Below are 14,508 nucleotides of genomic sequence, written 5' to 3' on the forward strand. Positions count from 1 at the left end.
GGCACCGCCGCCCATCGGAACGCGGACGTCGGCGGCGGCGGCGCGGGGATGCGACCCCGCGAGCGCCACCCGCGCGGCCACCATTGCAGCCGCAAAACACCGGTGCGCAGCCCGCACAGCACCTCCCCTTAGGTAGGCCGGACATCTGACCGGCCCGGCCAGTCTAGTCCGCGCTGGTGGCGCTCGCGGGATCGCATCCCCGCGCCGCCGCCGCCGACGTCCGCGTTCCGATGGGCGGCGGTGCCGGCATCGTCATCAACGGTGACACCATGTGCACCCTCACCACCATCGGCCACGACACCGCCGGCGACCTCATCGGCTTCACGTCCGCGCACTGCGGCGCGCCGGGGGCTCAGGTCGCCGCCGAGGGGGCCGAGAACGCCGGGACCCTGGGCACCATGGTGGCCGGCAACGACAACCTCGACTACGCCGTCATCAAGTTCGACCCGGCCAAGGTCACGCCGGTGTCCAACTACAACGGCTTCCTGATCGCCGGCGTCGGCCCCGATCCGGCCTTCGGCCAGATCGCCTGCAAGCAGGGCCGCACCACCGGCAACTCCTGCGGCGTCACCTGGGGGCCCGGCCAGGACCCGGGCACCATCGTGATGCAGGTCTGCGGCCAGCCGGGTGACTCGGGCGCGCCCGTCACGGTCAACAACCTGCTGGTGGGCATGATTCACGGCGCGTTCAGCGACAACCTGCCGACATGCGTCATCAAATATATTCCGCTGCACACGCCGGCCGTGGTGATGTCGTTCAGCGCCGCCGTGGCGGACATCAACGCCAAACACCGTCCCGGCACCGGCTTTTCGCCGCTGCCGGTCTGACCTACTTCGCGGACCGGATCGCGTCGAACACGCCGGGGTCCAGCAGCGTCGACGTGTCGCCCAGCTCCCGGTTCTCGGCGATGTCGCGCAGCAGCCGGCGCATGATCTTGCCGCTGCGGGTCTTCGGCAGCTCGGGCACCACGTGCACCTCGCGGGGCCGGGCGATCGGTGAGATCTCCCGCGCCACCTCGACGCGCAGCTCGTCGACGATGCCGTCGTGCACCTGGTACTCGGCGCGCAGCACCACGAACGCGCAGATCGCCTGCCCGGTCGTTTCGTCGGTCGCGCCCACCACGGCGGCCTCGGCCACGGCGGCGTGCCCCACCAGGGCGGACTCCACCTCCGCGGTGGAGAGCCGGTGGCCCGACACGTTCATCACGTCGTCGATGCGGCCGACCACCCAGATGGCACCGTCGGCGTCGTAATAGGCGCTGTCCCCGGCGAAATACCAGCCTTGCTCGGCGAACCGCGACCAGTAGGTCTCGACGTAGCGGTCCGGGTCGCCCCAGATGCCGCGCAGCATCGACGGCCACGGCTGGTCGAGCACCAGGTAGCCGGTGGCGTGCTCACCCTTGCTGTTGCCCGGGGGTAGCTGCTCGCCGTGGTCGTCGACGATCTTGGCCGAGACACCCGGCAGGGGCGTCATCGCCGAACCCGGTTTGGCCGCGGCGACTCCCGGCAGCGGCGAGATCATGGTGCCGCCCGTCTCGGTCTGCCACCAGGTGTCGACGATCGGCAGCGTGTCCGCGCCGATCACCCTGCGGTACCAGCGCCACGCCTCGGGGTTGATCGGTTCGCCGACGGAGCCCAGCAGCCGCAGGCTGGACAGGTCGTGGGCGTCGGGTATCTCCCGTCCCCACTTCATGAACGTGCGGATCAGCGTCGGCGCGGTGTAATAGATTGTGACGCCGTACTTTTCGATGATCTCGAAGTGGCGGTGCTGGCTCGGGGAGTCGGGCGTGCCCTCGTAGAGCACCTCGGTGACGCCGTTGGACAGCGGGCCGTAGACGCCGTAGGTGTGACCGGTGACCCAGCCGATGTCGGCGGTGCACCAGAAGACGTCGGTCTCGGCCTTGATGTCGAAGACGTAGTAGTGCGTGTAGGAGGCGTGGGTCAGGTAGCCGCCGCTGGTGTGCACGATGCCCTTGGGCTTGCCGGTGGTGCCCGAGGTGTAAAGCAGGAACAGCGGCTGCTCGGCGTCGAACGGCTCGGGCGTGTGGTCGGGGGAGGCGTTGCCTACCACGTCGTGCCACCACAGGTCGCGGTCGTCGTTCCACGACACGTCGGTTCCGGTGCGGCGCACCACAAGCACGTGCTCGACGGGGCTGTCACCGTCCGGGCCGGGCTGGACGGCCTCGTCGGCCGCGTTCTTCAACGGTGCCGGCTTGCCGCGGCGGAACTGGCCGTCGCTGGTGATCAGCAATTTGGCCTGGGCGTCGGCGATGCGGGCCTGCAGCGCCTTGGCGGTGAAGCCGGCGAACACCACGCTGTGCATGACGCCCAGCCGCGCGCAGGCCAGCATCGCGATTACCGCTTCGGGGATCAACGGCAGGTAGATGGCGACCCGGTCGCCGGCGACCAGGCCGAGCCCGGCCAGCGCGTTGGCCGCCTTCGACACCTCGGCCTGCAGCTCGGCGTAGGTGAGGCTGCGGCTGTCGCCCGCGGGCTCGCCCTCCCAATGGATGGCCACGCGGTCGCCGAGCCCCGCCTCGACGTGGCGGTCCACGCAGTTGTAGGCGACGTTGAGCTTGCCGTCGGCGAACCACTTGGCAAAGGGCGCCTGCGACCAGTCGAGCACCTCGGTGAACGGCGTCGCCCACGACAGCCGGTTGGCCTGCTCGGCCCAGAAGGCGAGCCGGTCCTTCTCGGCCGCGCGGTAGAGATCCTCCGTGGCGTTGGCCTGTGCGACGAACTCCGGGGCGGGGGGATACGACGACGAACCTGCGTGGTCGGTGGCGGTCACGGGCTTCTCTCCTGGGTCGAGACTGGGCCGGTCGGGGGCCGACGGGGGGACCGCCTAGAGAGCCTAGTCCCGTGACGATGCGGCAGGAATCGGACGGTTGGGCTAGGTCGATAAGCCTCCTACAAACGGACGTGACAGCCGCCCGGATGGCGCATAATCACCGGTGTGGCGGGACCTTGCGGGCGCCGCGCCCGCCGATGCACCCTCAGCTTCGCCGCGGCCGCAACGGTTTCGGCGGCCGGCTGCGCGTGGGCGTCGCCCGCCTGGGCCCTGCCGTTCGAGAGCGGCGACCAGGCCGTGCCGTGCCGCTCGGAGCAGATCGCGGTGGCCGCCTCACCCGCCCAGGCCGCGGTCGGCCACCGCTCGCTGACTCTGTTGTTCACCCTGGCCGGCGGCGCCGAACCGTGCACGCTCACCGGCTACCCGTCGGTGGAGTCCGGCGCCGGCGGCCCGCTGATCGAGGCCAAGCCCACGCCGCGCGGCTACCTCGGTGGCTTGCCGAACGGCGTCGACGTGCCCCCCACCGTCCTGCTGTCCCTCTCCACGCAGGGGCAGGCCGTCGTGGAGGGGATGGCGGTGGACGCGGCCGGCAACCCGTGCCCGAGCTACACGAGCCTGCAGGTGAATCCGCCCGACACCATGGCCGTGCTGACCGTGGCCGCCACCATCGACGCGTGCGAATTGCAGGTGCACCCGCTCACCGTCGGCTGATAAGGCGCCGTCAGGAGTCCGAACGCGCCAGGCAGTAGACGCGCGGGGGCACCGGGTAGGCGATGTCGTGGGTTTCCGGCGGGCATTGCGTGGTGTCCGTGCTGCCGTCGACGCGGCGTTCGACGGTGAACTTTCGGTACTGGGCTTGGCCGCAATCGGCCGGTGTCCACGTCGTCGTCTTGCTTGCCTCGGTCTGCAGGTAACACCGGCCCTGGATGAAGTTCGCCGCGAAACACAGTGTGGCGGAATCGTTGCGCAGGCGCGCATAGACCGAGCCGTCCCGCTTGCCGTCGGGGCAGCTCGCCGACGGCCCCACCTTGGCGGCCAGCTCGTAGGTGGCGACGGGATCCGCGCAACTGGTGGGCGAGTCGAGCTTGCCCGCGCCGACCTCGAATTCGCTGAAGCACTGACCGATCTGGGGGCCGGCGGTCGTCGCTGCCGCGCCGGTCGGGGGCGCGGTCCGGTGCTTGGACAGGGCGGTGGCCGCGCGGCTGAGGATGTCCAAACCGCCCAGCCCCAGCAGGACGATGCCGACGGTGATCAGCGCGCCGGCCGTCTTGCTCGCCGGTGGCCGCGGCGGCGGATAACCGGGATAGGGGTATGCGCCCGGATATCCGGGGGGCGGCGCCGGCGGGTACGGGTAACCGGCCTGGTACGGCGGCGGCAGCGCAGCGGAGCGTCGACGGCTGCGGGAACGCTCCACCAAGCCGATGATCAGGCACACCAGGCCGATGGCGGGCAGGCCGATCGTGAACATCAACCGGCCGGCGAGTTCGGCGGTGGAATCGGTCGAGGCCAGGTATGCGACGTCCACGGCCGGATCCTAAAACGACGAAGGCGCGCCGGGCACTTCACCGCGCACGATGTCGCAGGCCCTAGGGTCGGGTGTCATGCGTCGGATGCGGGCCCCGCTGGTCGCCGGGCTGATGGTGCTCGCGTCGCTGACCGGCTGCGGGGGCGGCACGCTGAGCCCGGACCTGGTGGTGGTCAACGGTGGCGAACCGCCGAACCCGTTGGTGCCGACCGGCACCAACGACGCCAACGGCGGCCGCATCCTCGATCGACTCTTCGCGGGCCTGATGTCCTACGACGCCGCGGGCCACCCGGCGCCGGAAGTGGCCCAGTCCGTCGAGAGCTCCGACAACATCCACTACCGCGTCGTGCTGAAACCCGGCTGGACGTTCACCGACGGCACGCCGGTGACGGCGCACTCGTTCGTCGACGCCTGGAACTACGGGGCGCTGAGCGCCAACGCCCAACTGCAACAGAGCTTTTTCAGTCCTATCGACGGTTACGACACCGTCGCCGCCGCGGGGACGCCGTCGGCCACCACGATGTCCGGGCTGCACGTGGTCAACGACCGGGAGTTCACCATCCGGCTCAAGGCGCCCACCGTCGATTTCCTGCTTCGGCTGGGTCACAGCGCGTTCTATCCCTTGCCGGACAGCGCCTTTCGCGACATGGCCGGGTTCGGGCGGCACCCGGTGGGCGACGGTCCCTACCAGCTCGCCGACACCGCGGACGGTCCGGCGTGGGAACACAACGTCCGCATCGACCTGCGGCCCAACCCCGGCTATCACGGCAATCGCAAGCCCCGCAACAAGGGCTTGCGGTTCGAGTTCTACGCCAACCTCGACACCGCCTACGCCGACCTGCTCTCGGGCAACCTCGACGTGCTGGACACGATGCCGTCCAGCGCGCTGCCCGTCTACCGCCGCGACCTCGGCGACAAGGTCACCGCCGGGCCCGCGGCGATGAACCAGAGCCTCGACACCCCGCTGCGGCTGCCGCATTTCGGCGGCGAGGAGGGGCGGTTGCGCCGACTCGCGCTGTCGTCCGCCGTCAACCGACCGCAGATCTGCCATCAAATCTTCGCCGACACCCGAAATGCCGCAGGCGATTTCACCGCTCAGTCACTGCCGGGGTACGACCCGGACATTCCGGGCAGCGACGCGCTGCGCTTCGATCCCGAGCGCGCGCGCCGGCTGTGGGCGCAGGCCGACGCCATCGCGCCGTGGAGCGGCCGGTACGCGATCGCCTACAACGCCGACGCCGGCCACCAGGAGTGGGTGGACGCCGTGGCCAACAGCATCAAGAACGTCCTGGGCATCGACGCGGCCGGCGCGCCGCAGCCCACCTTCGCGGGCTTTCGGACCCAGATCACCAACCGCTCCATCGACACCGCGTTCCGCGCCGGCTGGCAGGGCGACTACCCGTCCATGATCGAGTTCTTGGCGCCGCTGTTCGCCAGCGGCGCGGGATCCAACGACATCGGCTACTCCAGCGCGGCGTTCGACGCGGCGCTCGCCAGGGCCGAAGCCGCCCCCGACCTGCGCCAGGGCGCCGTGCTGGCCAACGACGCGCAGCGAATCCTGTTCCACGACATGCCCGTCGTCCCCCTCTGGAACTACATCAGCGTGGTCGGATGGTCCGGTGGTGTCAGCGCGGTGCGGGTCGCCTGGAACGGGCTGCCCGACTACGAGAACATCGTCAAGGCCTAGCCGACATGGGGTGGTACGTCGCGCGCCGGATCGCCGCCATGGTGCCCGTCTTCCTCGGCGCCACCCTGCTGATCTACGGCATGGTGTTCCTGCTGCCCGGGGATCCGTTGGCCGCCATCGCCGGTGACCGCCCGCTCACGCCATCCGTCGCCGCGGCGCTGCGTGCCCGCTACCACCTCGACGACCCCTTCCTCGTGCAGTATTTGCGCTACCTCGGCGGGGTGGTGCACGGGGACCTGGGCCGCGCCTACTCCGGCCTGCCGGTCAGTGACGTTCTCGCGCATGCCTTTCCGGTCACCCTGCGGCTCTCGGTGATCGCGCTGACCGTCGAGGCGGTCCTGGGCATCGGTTTCGGGGTGATCGCCGGGCTGCGCCAGGGCGGACTGTTCGATGCGACCGTGTTGATCACCGGGCTGATCGTGATCGCGATCCCCATCTTCGTGCTGGGGTTCCTGGCGCAGTTCGTGTTCGGGGTGCGGTTGGGCGTCGCGCCGGTGACCGTGGGGGAGCGGTCGACGTTCGGGCGGTTGCTGCTGCCCGGAATCGTCCTGGGTTCGGTGTCGTTCGCCTACGTGGTGCGGTTGACGCGGTCGGCCGTCGCCGCGAATGCGCACGCCGACTACGTGCGCACTGCCACCGCCAAGGGACTGTCCCGCCCCCGCGTGGTGACGGTGCACATCCTGCGCAATTCGCTGATCCCCGTCGTCACCTTCCTGGGCGCCGACCTCGGGGCGCTGATGGGTGGGGCTATCGTGACCGAGGGCATCTTCAACATCCACGGCGTCGGCGGCGTGCTGTACCAGGCCGTGACCCGCCAGGAGGCGCCGACGGTGGTGTCGATCGTGACGGTGCTGGTGCTGATTTACCTGATCACCAATCTCGCGGTGGACGTGCTCTACGCCGCGCTGGACCCCAGGATCCGGTATGGCTGAGCCGCCGCGGGCCGGTTTTTGGCGCGACACCTGGCGGCGCCTGCGGGGGCGCCCCAAATTCGTCGGCGCCGCCGTGCTCATCGTCGCGATCGTCGCCGTCGCCGCGGTGCCGTCCCTGTTCACCGGGGCGGACCCGGCGTACGCCGATCCGAGCCAGAGCCTGCTGCCCGCGTCGCGCGCGCACTGGTTCGGCACCGACCTGCAGGGCCACGACGTGTACGCGCGCACCATCTACGGTGCGCGCGCGTCGGTCACCGTGGGGCTGGGGGCGGCGCTCATCGTCTTCGTCGTCGGCGGGGCGCTGGGCGCGCTGGCCGGGTTCTACGGCGGCTGGCTCGACTCGGTCATCTCCCGCGTCACCGATGTGTTATTCGCGTTGCCGCTGCTGTTGGCGGCCATCGTCTTGATGCAGGTCCTGCACCACCGCACGGTGTGGACCGTGATCGCCATCCTGGCGCTGTTTGGCTGGCCGCAGGTGGCTCGCATCGCGCGCGGCGAGGTGCTCGCCGTCCGCGCGAGCGATTACGTGCTTGCCGCAAAGGCGTTGGGGATGAGCCGATTTCAGATCCTGCTGCGCCACGCGGTGCCCAACGCGCTGGGGCCGGTGATCGCCATGGCCACCATCGCGCTGGGCAGCTTCATCGTCACCGAGGCCACACTGTCCTACCTCGGCGTGGGGCTGCCGACGTCGGTGGTGTCCTGGGGCGGCGACATCAACCTGGCCCAGACGCGGCTGCGGGCCGGATCCCCGATCCTGTTCTATCCGGCGGGCGCGCTGGCCGTCACCGTGCTGGCCTTCATGATGCTGGGCGACGGGCTGCGCGATGCGCTGGACCCGGCGTCGAGGGCGTGGCGGCCATGAGCGACGAGCCGCTGCTGCGCGTCGAGGGCCTGCGTGTCAGCTTCGGCGACCACGCCGCGGTCCAGGGCGTGGACCTCGAGGTCGCGGCGGGGCGGACCGTCGCGGTCGTCGGCGAGTCCGGATCGGGCAAGTCGACCACCGCCGCCGCGGTTCTCGGCCTGCTGCCCCCCGGGGGGCGAATCACGGCCGGGCGCATCGTGTTCGACGGCGCCGACCTCGCCGCCGCCGATCGGCGCGCGCTGCGCGCGATCCGGGGCCGCCACATCGGTTACATCCCGCAGGACCCGATGACCAACCTGAACCCGGTGTGGACGGTCGGCTTCCAAGTCGCGGAGGCGTTGCGGGTCAACGCCGCCGGCCGTCGGGCGCGCAGCCGCGCAGTGCAGTCGCTGGCCGAGGCGGGGCTGCCCGACCCCGCGCGCCAGGCCCACCGCTACCCGCACCAGCTCTCCGGCGGCATGTGCCAGCGGGCGCTGATCGCCATCGGCTTGGCGGGCCGGCCGCGGCTGCTGATCGCCGACGAACCGACCTCCGCGCTCGACGTCACCGTGCAGCGGCAAGTGCTCGACCACCTGCAGCGCCTCACCGAGGAGCTCGGCACCGCGTTGCTGTTGATCACCCACGACCTGGCCCTGGCCGCCGAGCGGGCCGAGGACGTCGTCGTCATGCGTCGCGGTGTGGTCGTCGAAACCGGTGCGGCAGCAACGATTCTGAGCGACCCGCGCCACGAATACACGCGGCGGCTGGTGGCGGCGGCACCGGCGCTCACCCTCGTCGCCGCGGCCCGCCCCACCCCGCCGGCCGCGGACGACATCCTCGTCGCCGCCGGCCTGACCAAGGTTTTCCGCGAAACCCACGGGGCGCCGTGGCGGCGCGGGCAACACCGAGCGGTCGACGACGTCTCGTTCGGGCTGCGCCGCGCCAGCACGCTGGCGGTGGCGGGTGAGTCGGGTTCGGGGAAATCGACGCTGGCCCGCATGGTCCTCGGCCTCCTCCAACCCACCTGTGGCACGGTCACTTTCGACGGGCAGCCCGTCACCGCGGCCCTGCCCCGGGAGCGGGAGCTGGCGCTACGCCGTCGGGTGCAGCCGGTGTTCCAGAATCCTTACAGCAGCCTGGATCCCCGCTACTCGGTGTTCCGCGCGGTCGAGGAGCCGTTGCGGATTCACCGGGTCGGCGACCGCCGGCACCGCGAGAAATCGGTCCACGAACTCATCGACCAGGTGGCCCTGCCGGCGACGGTGCTGGGCCGGCTGCCCCGCGAGCTCTCGGGCGGGCAACGACAGCGGGTCGCGATCGCCCGCGCCCTGGCACTGCGGCCCGAGGTGCTGGTGCTCGACGAGGCGGTCTCGGCGCTCGACGTGCTCGTGCAGGCGCAAGTCCTGGAGCTGCTGGCCGACCTGCAACGGGACCTGGGCCTGGCGTACCTGTTCATCAGCCACGACCTGGCGGTGATCCGGCAGATCGCCGACGACGTCATGGTGCTGTGCGCCGGGCGGGTGGTGGAGCGCGCGCCGACCCGGGAGCTGTTCGCCGCGCCCCGCCACGAATACACCCGGCGGTTGCTGGCGGCCATCCCGCGCCCCCCGACGATGCCGGGACGATAGGTTGGCAAGCTGTGATGGCTGACCCGCTGGCCCCGTTGATGAACCTGCCCGGTGTCGCCGAGGCCAGCGACCGCGCCCGCGAAGCGCTCGGTCGGGCGCACCGCCATCGCGCCAACCTGCGGGGCTGGCCGGTAACGGCCGCAGAGGCGGCGCTGCGGGCGGCGCGGGCGTCGTCGGTGCTCGACGGCGGACCCGTGCGCCTGGAGGATCTCGCCGAGGCCGCCCAGGTCAGCGACCCCGTCTTCGGCGGGGCGCTGCGGGTGGCGCAGGCGCTGGAGGGCGGCGAGGGCCCCGTGGTCGGCATCTGGCGCCGCGCACCGCTGCAGGCGCTGGCCCGCCTGCACATGCTGGCCGCCGCCGATCAGGTCGACGAGGACCGGTTGGGACGGCCGCGCGCCGACGCGGGAGTGGGCCCCCGGCTCGAGCTGTTGGCCGAGCTGGTGAACGGCCGCACTCAGGCACCCGCGCCCGTGCTGGCCGCCGTCGCGCACGGCGAACTGCTGACCCTCAGACCGTTCGGCAGCGCGGACGGCGTGGTGGCGCGCGCGGTCTCGCGGCTGGTGACCATCGCCACCGGGCTGGATCCGCACGGGCTGGGCGTCCCGGAGGTGAGCTGGATGCGCCAGCCCGCCGACTATCGGGACGCCGCCCAAGGCTTCGCCGAGGGCACCGCCGAGGGCGTGGGGGCTTGGCTGGTGCTGTGCTGCCGGGCCACCCAAGCCGGCGCGCAGGAGGCGGTGGCTATCGCCGACTCGCTGCCCCGGCGATAGCTGGACACCCGCGTCGGGGTCGAGCGAACACAGCGCCGCGCATGCGAAGCGGGCGGCGTCCCGAGCAATTCGGTTCGCCGCCCGCTAGCACGGAACTCGGTTACCAAGCGTGCATCTCTGGGCTGCGTGGGTGGCCTCGGCGATCTTGCGACATCTCCGGCTGACTGCCCCACCCAAAGGGCTGCCGACACCGTCCATATTTCGCAATTACGCAGGCCCGCAACACTTCTGCCATTATCGCGGCTATGACTCCGCGTGGGTACCGAGTACCGTGCTGGGCGCCCGGGTCGGGAGACCGAACCTTCTCTTCCGGATCGACCTTGGCCTCGCCGGGCTTCCGTGGTTCCTTTGTACTACTAGACCCCAAGCGCAGCAAGGGCCTGTGTGTGAAAGTTCCGTTATTGCACACTCATTGCGCGCCCGGCAGCGTTTGCCGGTGGCGAGGGCGGTGCGGCCGGCGGGCCTAGAAAGCGAAGCGCCGTAACAACGAATAGGTCACGGCACCCGCGGCGAGGGCGCTGATGCCCACCGCGGCCGTGGTGGCGATCGCGGCGCCGGACGGCGCCGGGATGCGGTCGCGCAACGACACCGGCCGGGAGAACGACAGCACCGGCCAGTCCCGCTCGACCGCCTCGCGCCGCAAGCCACGGTCGGGATTGACGACGCTGGGATGCCCGACGGCCTCGAGCATCGGCAGGTCGGTGATCGAGTCGGAGTAGGCGTAGCAGTGCTCCAGCGGGTAGCCCTCGCGGGCGGCCAGCTCGCGGATCGCCTGCACTTTGCCCTCGCCGTAGCAGTAGAACGCGATCTCGCCGGTATACCGGCCGTCCTCGACGACCATCCGGGTGGCCATCGCGTGCGTGGCCCCGAGCGCGCGGGCGATCGGCGCGACGATCTCCTCCCCGGACGCCGACACCACCACGACGTCGCGGCCACACAGCTTGTGGGCGGCGATCAGGTCGGCCGCCTCGGCGAACACCAGTGGGGTGACGATGTCGTGCAGGGTCTCGGCGACGATCGACTTCACCTGCTCGACGTCCCAGCCCGTGCACATGTTGGTCATGTGCGCGCGCATCCGATCCATTTGGTCATGATCGGCACCGGAGAGCAGGTAGATGAACTGGGCGTAGCTGGACTTGAGCACGGCGCGGCGATTCAACAGTCCCTGATGGAAAAAAGGTTTGCTGAACGCCAGGGTGCTGGACTTGGCGATGATCGTCTTGTCCAGGTCGAAGAACGCCGCGGTGCGGGCGCCGGCGGCCGCGTCGTCCGCCAATTGCCGGGCGGTCGGCGGCTGCGCGGCGGGGTCGGAGACGGTCACCGAGCCAGCATAGGTCGGCGGTGGTGTTCAGCTGCGACTTGTGCTGCCGAATCGCCGCCGACGTCCGCGTGATCGGCCGGGTCAGCGGAGTTTTGGCGGCTCAAGGTCTTTTTTCAGTAAAAGATCTATTGCGTTACTGCCGACTGTCGTGTGTATAGTAAGCATTACTCGGCCTGGCCGAGGGTGCATCAGCCCGACCCCCCGGGGCTGATGCACGACGACCCTCGCCTCCTCCCCCCCTGGCGGGGGTCGTCCCCTTTCTAGGGTCGGATTCGCCTCGCTCCGAGGCCCGTGTCCTTCGTTTTCGCCGCCGGATCCGTCGGTCCGCGCGTTGCGGGCCGTCCGCCACGCCCGGGCCGGTCGCGTCGCTTTTATCCACAGTCGCGTCCTCATCCCCAATTTCGCGTTTGGGACTGGTGTGCCAACCCGGCGGCGCCGCACAGTGGCCGGGTGACTGGGACTTCGGGCGGCGGCGGCGGGGCTTCGGCGGGCGTCTTGGCGGTGTTGGCGGACCCCGAGTTGCGCGACGAGGTGGACCGGGTGGCCGCGGCCGTCGGGGCGCGAGCGGTGCACGCCGCCGACGCGGCGGCGGTCAACCGGCGGACGTGGGCGGCGGCCCCGGCGGTGGTGTTGGACGAGCGGGCCGCCAGCCGCTGCGGTGAGCTGGCCCTGTCGCGCCGCCCGCACGTCACCGTCTTGACCGCCGCCGAACCGACGGCCACGACGTGGGCGGCCGCCGTCGCGGTCGGCGCCGAGCGGGTGCTGCGGGTGCCCGAGCAGGCGACCGACTTGGTCGCGGCGTTCGCGGGCGCCGTCGAAGCCACCCGCGACGACGGGTCCCGCGGCCAGGCGATCGCCGTCCTCGGCGGCTGCGGCGGGGCGGGCGCTTCGACCCTCGCGGTCGCGTTGGCGCGGGTCGCCCCGGACGCGCTGCTGGTCGACATGGACCCGTGGGGTGGCGGCATCGAATTGCTGGTTGGCGCGGAGGCGGTCCCGGGCCTGCGCTGGCCCGACCTGGCCTTGCAAGGCGGCCGGCTGGACTGGTCGGCCGTACGCGAGGCCCTGCCCCGGCACCGGAATGTGAGCCTTTTGTCCGGCACCCGGCGCGGCTACGAGCTGGACGCCGACCCGGTGCACGCCGTCATCGACGCCGGCCGGCGCGGCGCTGTCACCGTGGTCTGTGACCTGCCCCGGCGCCTCACCGACGCCACTCGCACGGCTCTGCACGGCGCCGACCTGGTGGTCGTGGTCAGCCGCTGCGACGTGCGGGCGTGCGCGGCGACCGGGGCGTTGGCGCCCACGGTGGCGACCATCAACCCCAACCTGGGCCTGGTGGTCCGCGGGCCGTCACCCGGCGGACTTCGGGCGTCCGAGCTCGCCGAGATCACCGGGTTGCCGCTGCTCGCGGCGATCCGGGCGCAGCCGCAGCTGCCGGAACAGGCCGAACGGGGCTCGCTGGCCCTGGGGCGGCGGTCCGCGCTGGCGACAGCCGCGCGCCAGGTGCTCGCGGTGCTGCCGGGCGGCGGCGCACGGCCGGCGGCACGCCGAAACGGTGCGGCGGCGTGAGCGGGTCGCTGATCGAACGGGTCCGCGAGCGGCTGGCGGCCGAATACGCCGCGCCGGGCTCGGCGCTGCGGCCCCACGCGGTCGCCGCGGCGATCCGCGCCGAGTCCGGCGGTGTCCTCGGCGACACCGAGGTCCTGGCCAACCTGCGCGTCCTGCAGACGGAGCTGACGGGCGCCGGTGCGCTGGAACCCCTGCTGTGCGCGCACGGCGCCACGGATGTCCTGGTCACCGCGCCGGACGCGGTCTGGGTGGACGACGGGAACGGCCTGCGGCGCAGCGGCGTTCGGTTTCCGGACGAGGCGGCGGTGCGGCGGCTGGCGCAGCGGCTCGCGCTGGCCGCCGGGCGCCGCCTGGACGACGCGCAGCCGTGGGTCGACGGCGAGCTGACCGGTGTCGGGCCCGCGGGTGTGGCGGTGCGGCTGCACGCCGTGCTGCCGCCGGTCGCGGCCGCGGGCACCTGCTTGTCGCTGCGGGTGCTGCGGCCGGCGAGCCAAGACCTGGCCGCCCTCGCCGCCGCCGGGGCCCTCGCGCCCGCCGCGGCCGCGTGGGTGGCCGACATCGTCGCGTCCCGGGCGGCGTTCCTGGTGTGCGGCGGAACCGGGGCGGGCAAGACGACGCTGCTGGCCGCGATGCTGGGCGCGGTGTCACCCGCCGAGCGGATCGTCTGCGTGGAGGAGGCCGCCGAGCTGGCGCCGCGGCATCCACACCTGGTGAAGCTGGTGGCGCGGTGCGCCAACGTCGAGGGCGTCGGTGAGGTCACCGTGCGCCAACTCGTCCGGCAGGCGTTGCGGATGCGCCCGGATCGCATCGTGGTCGGCGAGGTGAGGGGCGCCGAGGTGGTCGACCTGCTGGCGGCGCTCAACACGGGCCACGACGGGGGCGCGGGCACCGTGCACGCCAACAGCCCGGCTGAGGTCCCGGCGCGGCTGGAGGCGCTGGGCGCGGTGGGCGGTCTGGATCGGGCGGCGCTGCACAGCCAGCTCGCCGCGGCCGTCCAGGTGTTGCTGCACGTGTCGCGCGACCGCTCTGGCCGGCGCCGGCTCACCGAAATCGCCGCCCTGCAGCGGGGCCGCGGCGTGGTCGAGGCGGTCACGGTGTGGCGGCACGACATCGGCACGACGGACGCCGCGGAGCCGTTGCGACACGCGCTGCGCGCCAGGATGCCTGCGTGAGCGCCGGCGCGCTGATCCTGGCGCTGGCGCTCGTCGTGCTGCGGCCGTCGCCGCGGCGCCGGCTGCAACCGGGAACGCCGCCGCGGCCCCGGTGGTCACCGGCGGGCACCACACCATCGGCGCGGGCAGCACGACCAGGGCGGCGCACGCGCCGGCCGCGGCGAGCCAGCCCGCCGCCCGGGTGCCCGCCGGTGACCACCGGGGCCGCGGCGTGGTCGAGGCGGTCACGGTGTGGCGGCACGACATCGGCACGACGGACGCCGCGGCGCCGCTGCG

The 14,508-nt window shown here is 72.0% G+C and carries 13 protein-coding genes; 10 read left to right on the top strand and 3 right to left on the bottom strand.

Annotated features, from left to right (window positions below; all coding sequences use genetic code 11):
- Positions 1–173 precede the first annotated feature (173 nt).
- The gene (locus tag A5714_RS03505) at positions 174–827 is read left to right on the top strand and encodes a peptidase (protein WP_068070445.1); all 654 of its coding nucleotides are present in this window, start codon (positions 174–176) and stop codon (positions 825–827) included.
- A 1-nt stretch (position 828) separates the two neighbouring features.
- Here A5714_RS03505 and acs read toward each other — a convergent pair whose 3' ends face one another.
- On the bottom strand, positions 829–2,790 hold the full coding sequence (gene acs, locus A5714_RS03510) for an acetate--CoA ligase (protein ID WP_068282818.1): 1,962 nt from the start codon (positions 2,788–2,790) through the stop codon (positions 829–831).
- 165 nt (positions 2,791–2,955) lie between these two features.
- Between acs and A5714_RS03515 the strand changes: the two genes are divergently transcribed.
- The gene (locus A5714_RS03515) at positions 2,956–3,501 is read left to right on the top strand and encodes a DUF4232 domain-containing protein (RefSeq protein WP_231975740.1); all 546 of its coding nucleotides are present in this window, start codon (positions 2,956–2,958) and stop codon (positions 3,499–3,501) included.
- Positions 3,502–3,511: 10 nt separating this feature from the next.
- Here A5714_RS03515 and A5714_RS03520 read toward each other — a convergent pair whose 3' ends face one another.
- Positions 3,512–4,315 (bottom strand): hypothetical protein, encoded by an 804-nt coding sequence (locus A5714_RS03520; RefSeq protein ID WP_068282821.1) that lies wholly within the window; start codon positions 4,313–4,315, stop codon positions 3,512–3,514.
- A 49-nt stretch (positions 4,316–4,364) separates the two neighbouring features.
- Between A5714_RS03520 and A5714_RS03525 the strand changes: the two genes are divergently transcribed.
- From A5714_RS03525 to A5714_RS03545, 5 genes are read left to right on the top strand one after another with little or no spacing between them, the layout of a single operon-like run.
- Positions 4,365–6,002 (top strand): ABC transporter substrate-binding protein, encoded by a 1,638-nt coding sequence (locus tag A5714_RS03525; protein WP_197513533.1) that lies wholly within the window; start codon positions 4,365–4,367, stop codon positions 6,000–6,002.
- A 5-nt stretch (positions 6,003–6,007) separates the two neighbouring features.
- Complete coding sequence (locus A5714_RS03530; protein ID WP_068070453.1) at positions 6,008–6,934, top strand: ABC transporter permease; 927 nt, start codon at positions 6,008–6,010, stop codon at positions 6,932–6,934.
- The gene (locus A5714_RS03535) at positions 6,927–7,796 is read left to right on the top strand and encodes an ABC transporter permease (RefSeq protein WP_068282825.1); all 870 of its coding nucleotides are present in this window, start codon (positions 6,927–6,929) and stop codon (positions 7,794–7,796) included. Before A5714_RS03530 ends, A5714_RS03535 begins: the two co-directional genes overlap by 8 nt.
- Positions 7,793–9,403: an ABC transporter ATP-binding protein gene (locus tag A5714_RS03540; RefSeq protein ID WP_068282831.1), complete on the top strand. Its 1,611-nt coding sequence runs from the start codon at positions 7,793–7,795 to the stop codon at positions 9,401–9,403. The genes A5714_RS03535 and A5714_RS03540 overlap by 4 nt, the downstream gene beginning before the upstream one ends.
- Before the next feature lie 14 nt (positions 9,404–9,417).
- A complete protein-coding gene (locus tag A5714_RS03545) occupies positions 9,418–10,173 on the top strand; it encodes an oxidoreductase (RefSeq protein WP_369828280.1) in 756 nt (251 codons plus the stop codon).
- A gap of 463 nt (positions 10,174–10,636) precedes the next feature.
- Here A5714_RS03545 and A5714_RS03550 read toward each other — a convergent pair whose 3' ends face one another.
- Positions 10,637–11,494 (bottom strand): HAD-IB family hydrolase, encoded by an 858-nt coding sequence (locus A5714_RS03550; RefSeq protein WP_068070457.1) that lies wholly within the window; start codon positions 11,492–11,494, stop codon positions 10,637–10,639.
- Between the two features lie 501 nt (positions 11,495–11,995).
- On the opposite strand from A5714_RS03550, the gene ssd reads away from it, so the two are divergent.
- The 3 genes from ssd to A5714_RS03565 all read left to right on the top strand — a co-directional run.
- On the top strand, positions 11,996–13,060 hold the full coding sequence (gene ssd / locus A5714_RS03555) for a septum site-determining protein Ssd (protein WP_068070569.1): 1,065 nt from the start codon (positions 11,996–11,998) through the stop codon (positions 13,058–13,060).
- A complete protein-coding gene (locus A5714_RS03560) occupies positions 13,057–14,232 on the top strand; it encodes a TadA family conjugal transfer-associated ATPase (RefSeq protein WP_068070459.1) in 1,176 nt (391 codons plus the stop codon). The genes ssd and A5714_RS03560 overlap by 4 nt, the downstream gene beginning before the upstream one ends.
- 91 nt (positions 14,233–14,323) lie before the next feature.
- Positions 14,324–14,508 (top strand): hypothetical protein (locus A5714_RS03565; protein ID WP_156747157.1); only part of this gene is annotated, 185 nt, incomplete at its 3' end.

Origin of the sequence: Mycobacterium sp. E2462 (assembly GCF_001672685.1) — a bacterium.
Classification (GTDB): Bacteria; Actinomycetota; Actinomycetes; order Mycobacteriales; family Mycobacteriaceae; genus Mycobacterium.